This is a genomic window from Dyadobacter sp. CY261, assembly GCF_021440085.1.
GTDB lineage: Bacteria > Bacteroidota > Bacteroidia > Cytophagales > Spirosomataceae > Dyadobacter.
This window is the reverse complement of record NZ_JAKCPW010000006.1, coordinates 350,023-362,385: the sequence shown is the minus strand read 5'-3', so window position 1 is coordinate 362,385 and position 12,363 is coordinate 350,023. Positions and strand designations below refer to the sequence as shown.

General features: G+C 46.9%; 13 protein-coding genes. 6 read left to right on the top strand and 7 right to left on the bottom strand.

Annotated features, from left to right (window positions below; translation table 11 throughout):
* Positions 1-72: 72 nt before the first annotated feature.
* Together LZD49_RS18870 and yihA are read right to left on the bottom strand one after the other, a co-directional pair.
* The gene (locus tag LZD49_RS18870; RefSeq protein WP_234669127.1) at positions 73-609 is read right to left on the bottom strand and encodes a DUF5606 domain-containing protein; all 537 of its coding nucleotides are present in this window, start codon (positions 607-609) and stop codon (positions 73-75) included.
* A 100-nt stretch (positions 610-709) separates the two neighbouring features.
* The gene (gene yihA, locus LZD49_RS18865; RefSeq protein WP_234669126.1) at positions 710-1,318 is read right to left on the bottom strand and encodes a ribosome biogenesis GTP-binding protein YihA/YsxC; all 609 of its coding nucleotides are present in this window, start codon (positions 1,316-1,318) and stop codon (positions 710-712) included.
* 151 nt (positions 1,319-1,469) lie between these two features.
* Here yihA and LZD49_RS18860 point away from each other — a divergent pair, with 151 nt between their 5' ends.
* Positions 1,470-1,934, top strand: coding sequence for a thioredoxin fold domain-containing protein (locus LZD49_RS18860; RefSeq protein ID WP_234669125.1), 465 nt, complete (start codon positions 1,470-1,472; stop codon positions 1,932-1,934).
* Between the two features lie 89 nt (positions 1,935-2,023).
* Here the strand turns inward: LZD49_RS18860 and gmd are convergent, their stop codons facing one another.
* Together gmd and LZD49_RS18850 are read right to left on the bottom strand one after the other, a co-directional pair.
* Positions 2,024-3,136 (bottom strand): GDP-mannose 4,6-dehydratase, encoded by a 1,113-nt coding sequence (gene gmd / locus LZD49_RS18855; protein WP_234669124.1) that lies wholly within the window; start codon positions 3,134-3,136, stop codon positions 2,024-2,026.
* Positions 3,137-3,207: 71 nt separating this feature from the next.
* Positions 3,208-3,831, bottom strand: coding sequence for an SPOR domain-containing protein (locus tag LZD49_RS18850; RefSeq protein ID WP_234669123.1), 624 nt, complete (start codon positions 3,829-3,831; stop codon positions 3,208-3,210).
* Positions 3,832-3,885: 54 nt separating this feature from the next.
* On the opposite strand from LZD49_RS18850, the gene murB reads away from it, so the two are divergent.
* The 3 genes from murB to LZD49_RS18835 all read left to right on the top strand — a co-directional run bounded on the left by murB (position 3,886) and on the right by LZD49_RS18835 (position 8,265).
* Positions 3,886-4,902, top strand: a complete 1,017-nt coding sequence (gene murB, locus LZD49_RS18845) for a UDP-N-acetylmuramate dehydrogenase (RefSeq protein WP_234669122.1) — start codon at positions 3,886-3,888, stop codon at positions 4,900-4,902.
* Positions 4,903-4,908: 6 nt separating this feature from the next.
* Positions 4,909-6,141: a hypothetical protein gene (locus tag LZD49_RS18840; RefSeq protein ID WP_234669121.1), complete on the top strand. Its 1,233-nt coding sequence runs from the start codon at positions 4,909-4,911 to the stop codon at positions 6,139-6,141.
* Between the two features lie 84 nt (positions 6,142-6,225).
* Entirely contained in the window at positions 6,226-8,265 is a 2,040-nt protein-coding gene (locus tag LZD49_RS18835; protein ID WP_234669120.1) for a T9SS type A sorting domain-containing protein, read from the top strand.
* Positions 8,266-8,334: 69 nt separating this feature from the next.
* Here the strand turns inward: LZD49_RS18835 and LZD49_RS18830 are convergent, their stop codons facing one another.
* The 3 genes from LZD49_RS18830 to LZD49_RS18820 all read right to left on the bottom strand — a co-directional run bounded on the left by LZD49_RS18830 (position 8,335) and on the right by LZD49_RS18820 (position 10,799).
* Positions 8,335-9,045, bottom strand: coding sequence for a glycosyltransferase family 2 protein (locus LZD49_RS18830; RefSeq protein WP_234669119.1), 711 nt, complete (start codon positions 9,043-9,045; stop codon positions 8,335-8,337).
* A gap of 60 nt (positions 9,046-9,105) precedes the next feature.
* Positions 9,106-10,014 carry an ROK family protein gene (locus LZD49_RS18825; protein WP_234669118.1) on the bottom strand — a complete coding sequence of 303 codons (909 nt, stop codon included), beginning with the start codon at positions 10,012-10,014 and terminating at the stop codon, positions 9,106-9,108.
* Between the two features lie 74 nt (positions 10,015-10,088).
* Positions 10,089-10,799, bottom strand: coding sequence for an SDR family oxidoreductase (locus LZD49_RS18820; protein ID WP_234669117.1), 711 nt, complete (start codon positions 10,797-10,799; stop codon positions 10,089-10,091).
* A 62-nt stretch (positions 10,800-10,861) separates the two neighbouring features.
* Between LZD49_RS18820 and LZD49_RS18815 the strand changes: the two genes are divergently transcribed.
* Both LZD49_RS18815 and LZD49_RS18810 read left to right on the top strand, forming a co-directional pair.
* Positions 10,862-11,590: an ABC transporter permease gene (locus LZD49_RS18815; RefSeq protein WP_015813410.1), complete on the top strand. Its 729-nt coding sequence runs from the start codon at positions 10,862-10,864 to the stop codon at positions 11,588-11,590.
* Positions 11,591-11,610: 20 nt separating this feature from the next.
* The gene (locus LZD49_RS18810) at positions 11,611-12,357 is read left to right on the top strand and encodes an ABC transporter ATP-binding protein (RefSeq protein WP_234669116.1); all 747 of its coding nucleotides are present in this window, start codon (positions 11,611-11,613) and stop codon (positions 12,355-12,357) included.
* Positions 12,358-12,363: the final 6 nt, after the last annotated feature.

Genomic DNA, 12,363 nt, shown 5'->3' with positions numbered 1-12,363 from the left:
GTGTGTTGACGATTATTTTAAAAAGGAAAACCCTGCCGGGATGGGCAGGGTCCAGTATCATTTCAAATGCTGTTAAGCTTTGCTATTTTCTTTTTTGGAAGCGCTTTTTGGAGATTCTTCTTTAACTTCTTCTGCAAGTGCTTCTGTTTCAGCAGCCTCTGTTGCTTCCCCACCCTCACTTGCAACAAATGCTTCAGGAAGATGCTTTGAAAGCAGGTTATACCAGGTTATGATCTTTTTAATGTCCGACACATACACTTTCGAACGATCGAAATCGGGAAGTACCTCAGCAAGAAACTCAATCAGTTCTTTGTCCGATGCAGTTTTGACTGGTAGTTCCACCTCTTCGCCATGAATTTCAAGGATTTTAAGAAACACATCCGACAAAGCAACGGATTCTTCGGCACCATCCGTAAAAATCGAAACATCTTTCAGCACCGATACGCGCGCAGTGGGTCCGATGAGGGTTTTTTCACGTTTTTCGTCCAGGCTTTCCACGATCACACCCGCGCGGCTTGGTTTCAAAATGCGGAACAACCCTGGTTTTCCGGATACGTTGGCTACTTCTTTCAGTAAATCCATTCCTGTTGACTCTACTTTTTCACTCATCCTTTCTTACTATGTTTTATATCTTTAATGTTAATGTTGGATGCGACAATCAATTTTTGCGCAAAATAACGGAAAGATTGTCGGGGAAACAACCGATTCCCTATTTTGTCTTCACAAACGACTGACTATAAGATTCTATTGTCGCTAATACCGGCTCGCGGCCTTCATTTTTTTCAGCCGACGTCACATACATTTCCGGCAACTCTTCCCAGATCTCGGCCATCTTGCTCTTGTAGGCCTCCACCTGGCTGGTAACCTGGCTTGGTTTCAGCTTATCGGCTTTCGTGAATATGATTTCAAAAGGAATGCCCGCCTCGCCCAAAGAGGCCATAAAATCGAGATCGACAGCCAAAGCGGAGTGGCGGACGTCGACCAGCACAAATGTGCAAATGAGGTTCTCGCGGTAATGCAGGTAATCATGGATCATTTTTTCCCACTTGTCGCGCTCCACCTTGCTTACTTTTGCATAGCCATAACCCGGCAAATCGACCAGGTACCAGGCGCTGTCGATCAGATAATGGTTGATCATCTGTGTCTTGCCGGGCTGCTGTGAGGTTTTGGCCAAGGCTTTCTTGCCGGTCAGCATGTTGATAAGCGACGATTTACCTACATTGGAACGTCCGATGAATGCATATTCGGGAAGGATAGGCTCCGGACATTTCTGGTAATCCAAATTGCTCATCACATACTTCGCTTCCTGAACTTTCATGGTTTTATGGTGTTAATGAAGTTGCAAAGTTACCTTTTTTGAACATCATATCAGCAATGTGGGTCGAGTTAGCCGGCAGTCCAGAATTGTGTAAAATAAAACAAAGGCGTATTTTCGTTAATGCAATGTTGAAATCATAAATAGCTTGAAAATGAAAAATTTGAAGAATCTCGGCTTTGCGGTAGTGGCGCTCATGCTGGCGATGTCCGTAGCAATCGCCGGGGAAGGCGATAAAAAGGCAGGCAGAGATGCCGAGAAAGGAATTCAATTCACAGAAGCCTCATGGTCTGATATCCTAAAAAAGGCCAAAAAGGAGAACAAGATTATTTTTCTCGATGCGTACACCACGTGGTGTGGTCCTTGCAAGTTGTTGCAAAAGAATGTTTTCACCCGTGACGATGTGGCCAAGACTTTCAATGGCAATTTTATCAACGTGAAAATTGATATGGAAAGTGGCGAAGGTCCGGCACTGACTAAGAAATATCCTATCGAAGGTTATCCTACTTTATTCTTTATTGATGGTAAAGGCAAAGTGGTGAAGCAATTGCTCGGTTATCAGCAACCGGAGCAACTGATCAAGGCTGCAAAATCTGTGCAGAAAGGGCCAGCTATTTAATTTGGCTGTTTCAAGAAAGATATTAATCCAAATAAAAATCCCGCAGAAAATAGCTCTGCGGGATTTTTATTTATGTTGTATACAAAATCTTATTCGTAGTAGTTGGGAACGCGGTGGCCGCTGCTTTCGAGCAAACGGTCTTTGCGGAACAACTGGACGTCCGCCGCAACCATGTCGTTTACCAGCGCTTTCAGGTCGTATTTTGGTTTCCAGCCCAATTTTTCCATCGATTTCGTAGGATCGCCGATCAGCAATTCCACTTCGGTCGGACGGAAATAACGGGGGTCAACAGCTACTACTTCCTTGCCGATTTCCACCTTGAACTCAGGGTTATTGCATTTCGTAACTTTAGCGATCTCATTTGCACCTTCGCCGCTGAATTCTACTTCAATGCCTACTTCCGCAAATGCCATTCTTACGAATTCACGAATGCGGGTAGTAGTACCGGTGGCGATGACAAAATCTTCCGCAGTTTCCTGTTGCAGGATAAGCCACATGGCTTCCACGAAATCTTTGGCGTGCCCCCAGTCGCGCTGTGCGTCGAGGTTACCGAGGTAAACTTTGTCCTGCAAGCCCAATGCGATACGAGCGACAGCGCGGGTGATCTTGCGCGTTACGAAGGTTTCGCCGCGCAACGGGGACTCGTGGTTGAAGAGAATACCATTCACCGCGAACATATTATATGCCTCACGATAGTTGACGGTGATCCAGTAGCCGTACAGTTTGGCAACCGCGTAAGGCGACCGCGGGTAGAACGGTGTGCGCTCCGATTGCGGCACTTCCTGAACCAATCCGTACAATTCGGAAGTAGATGCCTGGTAAATCTTGGTTTTTTGGGTAAGGCCTAGTAAGCGCACCGCTTCCAGGATCCGGAGCGTCCCGATACCGTCGACGTTGGCAGTGTACTCAGGCTCTTCAAAGCTTACCTGCACGTGCGACATCGCGCCAAGGTTGTAAATTTCGTCCGGCTGTACTTCCTGGATTATACGGATAATATTGGTCGAGTCGCTCAGGTCGCCGTAGTGAAGGTGAAAGCGAACGTTTTTCTCGTGTGGATCTTCGTAGATATGGTCGATCCGCTGCGTGTTGAATAACGAACTGCGGCGTTTGATACCATGTACCTCATATCCCTTGCTCAAAAGTAGCTCGGCCAAATAAGCCCCATCCTGGCCGGTGATCCCTGTAATTAGCGCTTTCTTCATTCTTGTCTTAGTATGTATATGTGGATAATATTATCCGGTTAATAAGTAATGTACATCTTCTTGATGGACGGTCAGTTATGATCAGAAGCCGGGTTCACCATCATACTTCGCTTGATATCCACCCGGTCGGCAAGGATCACGGCGGAGGCATATTGTTCACGGATCAGGTCCAGGTATTGCTCGGCATCGCTCCTGTACATAAAGTCTCCTACTTTTACCCGATATGTGGGCTGAGTGTAAGAAACATAAGGGTTCAGATCCGGAAAAGCCTGGTACACATAGGACTTCGCATTATCCGCTTCCTGCCTCACATTGCCCACGTAAATCTGAATCCTGAAACCGTTGATATAGCGGATCGCCTTGTTTTGTTTAGCCAGCGTATCCAACACTGATTCCAGTTTCTTGTTGACATACAGAGGTTTATCCACATCGGTTTTCGGCACATCATTGCTTTTGGCGGGTGTTACAGCTTCGGTACGCGGCACAATCGTAGGCTCAACGTATTCGTAGCGTGGACGGACCGTGGAAAGATCTTCCTTGTATTCGGAACCGGAACTCACTACCGACTTTTTGCTGCAACCCGAAATCAAAATGATACCAAGATGCAGAGCCCATAAAAATCTCTTTTTTAGCGTCATATCCTGAACCATTGTAACTGAGCCCACAAACTTAAACAAAATTGGATGAATCACCATACCACTTAATTTTGAATGTAATACCTAACTTTACCTGGTTAATCCCCGATTTCAATGCAAATACAATCCAACGTTTCGCTTCGTCATCTCAATACATTCGGGCTCGATGCTCATGCCAGATATTTTATCAATATTCATTCCGTTGAAGAATTAACAACCCTTTTGAATGATCCTGAATGGAAAGATTTCCCGAAATTTATCCTCGGTGGCGGTAGCAATATCCTGCTTACCAAAGATATCGAGGCGCTGGTAATCCATCCCGAGATTAGAGGCATTGAAATAGTGGAAGAAAATGAGGATTCAGTCGTGTTGAAAGTAGGAGCGGGTGAAGTCTGGCACGACTTCGTTATGCATTGCGTGGATAATGGCTATGGCGGTGTGGAAAACCTCTCGCTCATTCCAGGTTCGGTAGGGGCTGCGCCAATGCAAAATATCGGGGCCTACGGGGTGGAAATCAAAAGCGTGATCCAATCCGTAGAAGCGGTTCGCATTGGCGATGGTGAAAAGCGCGTTTTTACGAATGCTGAATGCGAATTCGGGTACCGCGAAAGCATTTTCAAGAAATCATTAAAAAGCCGGTATGTCATCACCGGAGCGACATTTAGACTGAGCAAAAAACCGCTTTTGAATGCCGCTTATGGTGACGTACAAAAGACATTACAGGAAATGGGCGCAGATGTACCCACGATCCGCGATATCAGCGGGGCAATTATGAAAATTCGTAGAAGCAAGCTCCCCGATCCCGCCGAAATAGGTAATGCGGGAAGCTTTTTCAAGAATCCGGAGATATCGGTCACTCAGTTTGACCAGCTCAAAGAAACATTTCCTGAGGTGCCGGGTTATCCGGTGGATGCTCAAACCGTGAAAGTCCCTGCCGGCTGGCTCATCGAAAAGGCGGGTTGGAAGGGTTTTCGGGAAGGAGAAATCGGTGTACACGCGCGACAAGCGCTTGTACTGGTTAATTATGGTGGAGGTACAGGGATACAGATTAAAACGTTATCGGAAAAAATACAGGAATCCGTCGCAGATAAGTTCGGGATCCGGCTCAACGCAGAAGTCAATTTTATTTAGCAGCATATGCACCGTAAGAAATTATACACCTCAATAGGCCTGCTCGTTTTATTCATTCTTGTATTCTTTTTCAAAGACAGGTTTACCGTTGGGCTTTATCAGGATGAAAACCATTATCTACCCACAGCGGTATTGTTCAGCACTGAGCCCATTCCCTCGCTCAACCTCCTTAAAACTTACAATGAACTGAACACACCGATCCCGTTTATTTTAGGCGGATGGGTGCTCCATATTTTTGGGGAAGACATTCAAAACCTCCGCCTGCTAACGGCTTTTACCAGCTTTGCATTGCTAATGCTCTTCGTTTGGTACAGTCCGGAGCGTACAAAGCGTTTCTGGCTTTGCCTGGGTGGACTCTTAATTTTTCCCAACTATTACCTGGTCAGCATTTATTACTACACCGACATTTTTGCCATGTTCTTTACGCTCGGCGGCGTAATTGCCTATTTGCGGAAATGGCATTGGGTAAGCTTCCTTTCATTTGCTGCGGCTGTTTGTTGCCGGCAGTACATGCTCGCATTTCCTGCGGCTGTTCTAGCCTATGAGATATTCAAAAATGTTAAATGGAGTACGAATCCAGCTGTTTTGGTAAAAAGTGTCTTTTCCGATCCCGTCTGGATCTGGTACGCCCTCGCAGTGCTGGCGATTGTGCCATGGGTCTTGATCTGGCACGGACCGGCACCAGCTTCGGTCATGGCCGATCAGCATTATGATTCGGATAAGCTGATTCAATACAATTTCGGGTATCTGATGTATGCGTCGGTGGTCGTGGCTGTGTACTATATCATACCCGAAACGTTCGTTACCCGCCGTTTTTCCCATTTCCTCGAATATCCGGGGAAGCATCCGGTGATGTTTGCAGGTTTTCTGCTGGTCATCGCAGCGATTATCGCCTTTTTTCCGGCTAAGCAGGCTTATAATCCTTATTTTACCTGGCCTTATCTTGGTTATGTGGATGAGTTGCTGATGAAGATTGGAATCAGTGGCTTGCTGAAACAAGCTGTTTTTGGGGCATTAGCTCTTGTTACGCTCGTCCGGTTTGTCTCGCCGCGATTCAATCTGGCTGCATGGGTTTTTTTGCTGAATATTTTGCTGCTTGGTAAGGCACAGCTGTCGTGGGATAAATATTCCTTGCCGATGATCATGGTTTTGTGGTTCCTTGCCATGTGCGACGAACATTGGTTTCCGTCGACAACCCGTACCGAAAACAAACAGGAGGCATTAAATCTAAAATATTAAAGATATATTTATAACCATTTGTCTACTCGGCCGGATCCGCGAGCGAGTAGCTTTAAACAGCATCGAAAACAGTTTCTTAATGAAATGAATTCTACACACCTAAAATCCTTACTTTTTTGCCTCTTCCTGAGCTGCATGACTGGCAGCACACAGGCACAGCGTTTTTTCTCCGTCGTCTTCGACAAACTGCCGAAGGAAATGCAGCTTTATGCGCGGGGCGACGATGATATGGCCGACGTGCCTATTTCGGGCGTCATCGAACTTGCCGGCTGGGACCATATGTCCGTGGTTGTGCTCAGAAATAACCAGCGGGTGGGATATCAGAAATCGGCTATTAACTACGGTGGCACAACGACCGGGACATTCAGCATGACCCCGAAAATCAAAGCCGAAATGGCGGATTACTCATTCGAAGTATATGCCTGCCACGAAGCGGATTCCGCACTGATCGTGCGGCGTAACGAGGTTGTGGCGGGTGATTTTTATGTAATCAGCGGGCAATCCAATGCGGCAGCCACGATTTTTGGCGCCTGGTCGAGCAAATATGCACGCACCATCGCCCGCACGCCTGATGGGGATCCTTCGATAACCCCGCGTGATACGCTCTGGACAAATGCGGCCTGGTCGTGGACATACGTTGGCGCATGGGGTCTCGAAATGCAGAGAACAATATTAGAGCATGATAGTATCCCGACCTGCGTTATCAACGGATCGCTTCCCGGTAAAAAGTTGAGTGACTTTCTGGCAAGGGATGCCAATGACCCTACGAGCTTTTCGCTTTACGGAGGACTGCTGAAAAGGGTTCGCGTCGCAAATCCTGCGCGTATCCGGGCGTTTATATGGATGCACGGCGAGCAGGAGGTTTTCGAGAATATAGGTAATTATCCGGAAGAATATGATCAATTGTATAAGTTTTGGGTGCAGGACTACCCCCAGGTAGATCAGTTTGTGGTCGTTCAATCCAACCTGATCATCCTGCGGAACGATACACCAAACCCCGTCGGAGGCTCTGTACGCGATTTTTTGCGAAGAACTAAGTATTTGTATCCCAAAACAGATCATTTTGCAGCCGTTGGAACACCCGGCTACGATGCGGTGCATTACGAAAGATCAGGTTTCGAAGAGTTTGGTCGCAGGATGTATCGTTTTTTTGCCCCAACCATTTATCGATCCAAAGATTCGGACAACGTAAGGAGCCCGGATATCAAAAAGGCATTTTATACCAATGCCGAGAAAAAAGAGATCGTTCTTGTATTCGACGAAGGCCAGGAACTCAAATGGCCCGCCGATTCTACGGTGAAAGGACAAGATGGAAAGCCACTGATTTTGAGCCTTAAAAACTTCTTTTACCTCGATGGCGATGAGAAGAAAGCGGCATTCTCTGCCGGCAAAGCGGAAGGCAACCGGGTTACCTTAACGCTCAAAGAACCTTCCAATGCGACCAAGCTCAGTTATTTGCCATCTTTTTATCCTGACAACCTTCCGTTAATCGAGCCGTTTTCATTCAACATTGCCATTTACACCGGTCCTTACTTGCTGAACAAGCATGGTTTGGGCGCATTTTCTTTTGATAAAGTCGGTATAGGGATGTTGCTCCCGAATGTTGAGCTAACGGCGAACAGGACGTTCAATTCGGTGATATTGGCGTGGAAGGCTGTCGAAGGTGCCACGGGATATGTACTCGAAAAGAAGACGACCGATTCGGGTCCTTACATGCTATTAAAAAATCTAGACTCAAAAACACTGCTTTTTGAGGATAAGGACATTGAAATCAATGCGACATATACATATCGCATTCAGGCCGTGAGTGATGTTTCGCAATCGGCTTATGCTACCACGCGTGTTGATCTTACGCCTATTTTAGGCGTGGAAGAAAATGGCAAGGAGCTCACATGGGAGATTTACCCCAACCCTGTTGACGACATTCTGAAAGTTGGTTTCAAAAATCCTGAATCAGGCGTGATCCAGGTTTTCAATGCCGCAGGGCAGTCAAAAGTGCGTTCGGAGTATAAAGCGACCCAGGATTGGGAACAGAATATTTCCAAATGGCCGGCAGGGATCTACCTCTTACAGGTGGAGCAAAAGAATGGTTTTACAGCTACGCGGAAGTTTTTGAAGCGGTAGGGCTTCGTTTTGGGAGGAAAGGAGGATGGAGGAAGGGGAAGAAGTTTTTTGATGATACTCCGTTTGTGGCTAGCTTCCTAATCCGTAGCGGACGATGCAGTACAATGCACGGAAACCATCTTTCCAGTTGATTTTCTTTCCTTCTTCGTAAGTGCGGCCATAATAGGATACCCCGACTTCGTAAATGCGGATTTTAGGGATTTTGGAGATCTTGGCCGTCACTTCCGGCTCGAAGCCGAAACGGTTTTCTACCAGTTTGAGACTTTTTAGCAGATCGGCACGAAAGAGTTTGTAGCATGTTTCCATGTCCGTCAGGTTGAGATTGGTAAACATGTTGCTTAGGAATGTCAGAAACTTATTCCCGATCGTATGCCAGAAAAAAAGGATGCGGTGCGGTCTTCCACCCATGAAGCGGGAGCCATACACCACATCCGCATATCCTTCGATAACCGGTTTTAGCAATATGTTGAATTCTTGGGGATCGTATTCCAGGTCAGCGTCCTGTACGATAATGTAGTCGCCCGTTGCGCGGCGGATGCCCGTGTGCAATGCGGCACCTTTCCCCTGATTATATTCGTGCCGGAAATATGCTATTTCCAGCCCTGGATTCTCTTCTATAAATTTTTTGGCAACCGCCTCCGTGTTGTCGGCGGAGCAGTCGTTCACAATTACGATCTCCTTTTGAAAATGGCCTATCAGCTCAACGGATTTAAGTTTATCCAGCACATTTCGGATGGTTTTTTCTTCATTGTAGGCAGGAACTATAACCGATAATTTCATCAGGGATAAATAATAGTAATACTGTTTTTAAGAGTGAATCTTGTGTTTCGTGGTTATTCGTTATTCAAAACAAAGTGAAGCCGCTCCAAGCAGTCCGGCGTCATTGGCAAGCGTTGCACGCTTGATAGTAACGGTTTTCAGGTAATAAGGTGTGAGCCAGTACTTGAAACGATCATTAATCGCGGGCAAAATAAATTCAAATGAAGCAGAAATACCACCACCAATCAAAATTGTTGTGATATCCAGGATGCGTATCATGGAAACCAGACCTTCACCGAGGAGATAACCCATTTCATGGAAGACTTCTTTTGCAAGTTCATCACCTGCCGAAGCAGCCGCAACAAGTCCTGTGGTCGAGATAGTGCCATCGGCGGGTAATTGCGTAGTTCCGGTGTAGGACGCGCGCATGGTATGGGCCATATCCAGCAATTCTTTTTTGCCGATGTTACGCTCGAGTACTTTTCCGTTTTTGGAAGGAACGTGGCCAGGCTCCATGGCATTACCCCCGCCGCCTTTGAATACCTTTTTATCGATGATCGCCGCGCCGCCGATGCCGGTGCCGAGCGTTACGAAGATATAATCCTCGGGAAGCTTGTCTTCGCCGAAGTAATACTCACCCAAAGCAGCCGCATTCGCGTCGTTTTCGAGGTAAAAATCATGCTGCGGAAAACGTGCTTTCAAGTCCGGAACAATGGTGATCCCGTCAATTTCGGGTATTGCAGTGATTTCGATCAGCGTGCTTCTGTCGCGGGAAATAAGCCCCGGAACACCGATTCCTACTTTTTTGACTTCGGGATATTCAACAAGCTGGAGCGCTATCGCATCACCTAATCTGTCTATAAAATGCCCTGAGCTGCGCCAGCTGGCGGTATCGTGACTGTAAAAATTAGAGATTCTTCCATCCGTAGCGTCAACGATCCCCATTTTTACGTTAGTACCGCCCACGTCTATACCGAGGTATTGTTCCATGAAATGAAAATATGGGTTTAATAAATAATTTTAAAAATGCGGCAATTTAGTAAAATTGCTTTACTGTTCATGCATTAATCCAAATCTCCCAACTGGGGACGGATCAAAATTTCTTCCACAACCGCCCTGGACGACAATGCATAAACCGACCAGATGGAGTCGGCGACATCCTTTGCGTCCATAAACCGATCTTCGGGCAAGTCCGTACCTTTCCAGCTGTCGGTATACGTCGCGCCGGGCAGAATGGCCGTTACACGCACACTGTAGGGTTTCATTTCCTCGCGCAGGACTTTTGTCATGCCATACAATGCGAATTTTGAAATACAGTACGATCCGCCGTTCGGATACGCGATAATGCTGGCCGTGGAGCAAATGGTAAAAATATGGCCCTTTTTGTGCTCCATCATCCCTGGCAGCAGTCCGCGCGTCAGGTGATAGGCACTATAAAGGTTGGTTTCCATCGTCTTTTCCAATGTGCCCTCCGTTTCGTTGTGGATCTGCCCGGGGATAAATACGCCGGTGTTGTTGATAAGTACCTCCGGGTGCTGATCATGATGATGGATAAATGCAATAAATGCATCTACATCGGCCCTTACCGAGAGGTCGGCCGTTAAATAAGTTAGTTTCGATTGGGGGAAACTTTCGTTGAATGCTTGTTGCAGTTCGAGCAGGTCGCTCTCGTTTCTTGCGCAGGTAATTACGTCGAAGCCTTGTGCTAAAAATTTTTCTATCGCTGCCCTTCCTATCCCTTTTGTTCCACCGGTTACAACCGCTAATGGATTCATTTTTCTGATTGCTTCTTTTTTTGCCTAATTTTCCCGAAAATATTGAATACAATTAAGATATCATGTCTGTAATCGGTAAATACTTCATTTTTTTAGGGACGCTGTTCGGGAAGGGCGAGAAATTATCGGTTTACTGGCGCAGATTGATGGAGGAATGTGTCGGCATCGGTGTGAGTTCGATATTCATCGTCGCGATCGTTTCCACGTTTATCGGAGCCGTGTCTTGTATTCAGACGGCCTATAACCTCGTTAGCCCTATCATCCCGATCTCCACCGTGGCGCTCATTGTGCGTGATATGGAGATCCTCGAACTTGCACCTACCATCACCTGTATCGTTCTGGCCGGAAAAGTGGGTTCCAATATTGCCAGCGAGCTGGGCACGATGCGCATTACCGAACAGATCGATGCGTTGGAAGTGATGGGGATCAATTCTTCGTCTTATCTGGTTTTACCGAAAGTGGTCGCGGCGATGCTGACATTCCCGATGCTCGTTATTTTTTCGGCATTTCTGGGCATTCTCGGGGGTTATCTGGCTGGCACATTAACCGGCGTCATCACCGAGCGCGATTATCTCTATGGTATCCGTGACTCGTTCGTGCCCTACAACATATTTTTCATGTGTGTTAAACCTTTCGTTTTCGGCTTCCTGATTGCCTCGATTTCCTCTTTCAAGGGATTTTTTACCTCGGGTGGTGCGTTGGAGGTAGGTAAAGCCAGCACACAAGCCGTGACCAACAGTTGTATTTCCATTCTCGTCGCAGATTACCTGCTCGCACAGCTGCTTTTGTAAGCGTTCAACCGGACCACACAATGATCGAAATCAACAATATTAGTAAGGCATTCAACGGTAAAGCAGTTTTAAAAGAAATATCGGCCCAGTTTCAAAAAGGCGAAACAAACCTGATCATCGGTGGAAGCGGCACCGGTAAAAGCGTGTTGCTGAAATGCATGATCGGCCTCGTTAAGCCCGACCAGGGGAATGTGCTTTATAATGGCCGCGATTTTTACAATTGCGACAAGGAAACGCAGCAGTCGATACGCCGCGAAATGGGCGTACTCTTCCAGGGCGGTGCATTGTTTGATTCCAAAACGGTGGAAGAGAATGTGCGCTTCCCGTTGGATATGCTTACCTCGCAGTCTACGGAGGAAAAACAGGAGCGGGTGGCATTCTGTTTACAAAGGGTAGGGTTGGAACAGGCGGCGAAGCGGATGCCATCGGAGATCAGCGGTGGGATGAAAAAGCGCGTCGGTATTGCACGTGCCATTGTGATGAACCCGGCCTATCTGTTTTGCGATGAACCCAACTCCGGCCTCGATCCGCTGACGTCCGTGAAGATCGACGAGCTAATCAAGGAAATTACGGACGAATACCAGATCACGACCATCATCATTACGCACGATATGAACTCGGTGATGGAAATCGGACAGAATATCATGTTCCTTTATCAGGGCGATAAGCTATGGGAGGGGGTAAATTCCGAGATTACCAAAACGACGGTGCCTGAGCTCAAAGAATTCCTTTTCTCTAACAAACTTCTGCGCGAAATGCAGGGGTAATCTGCA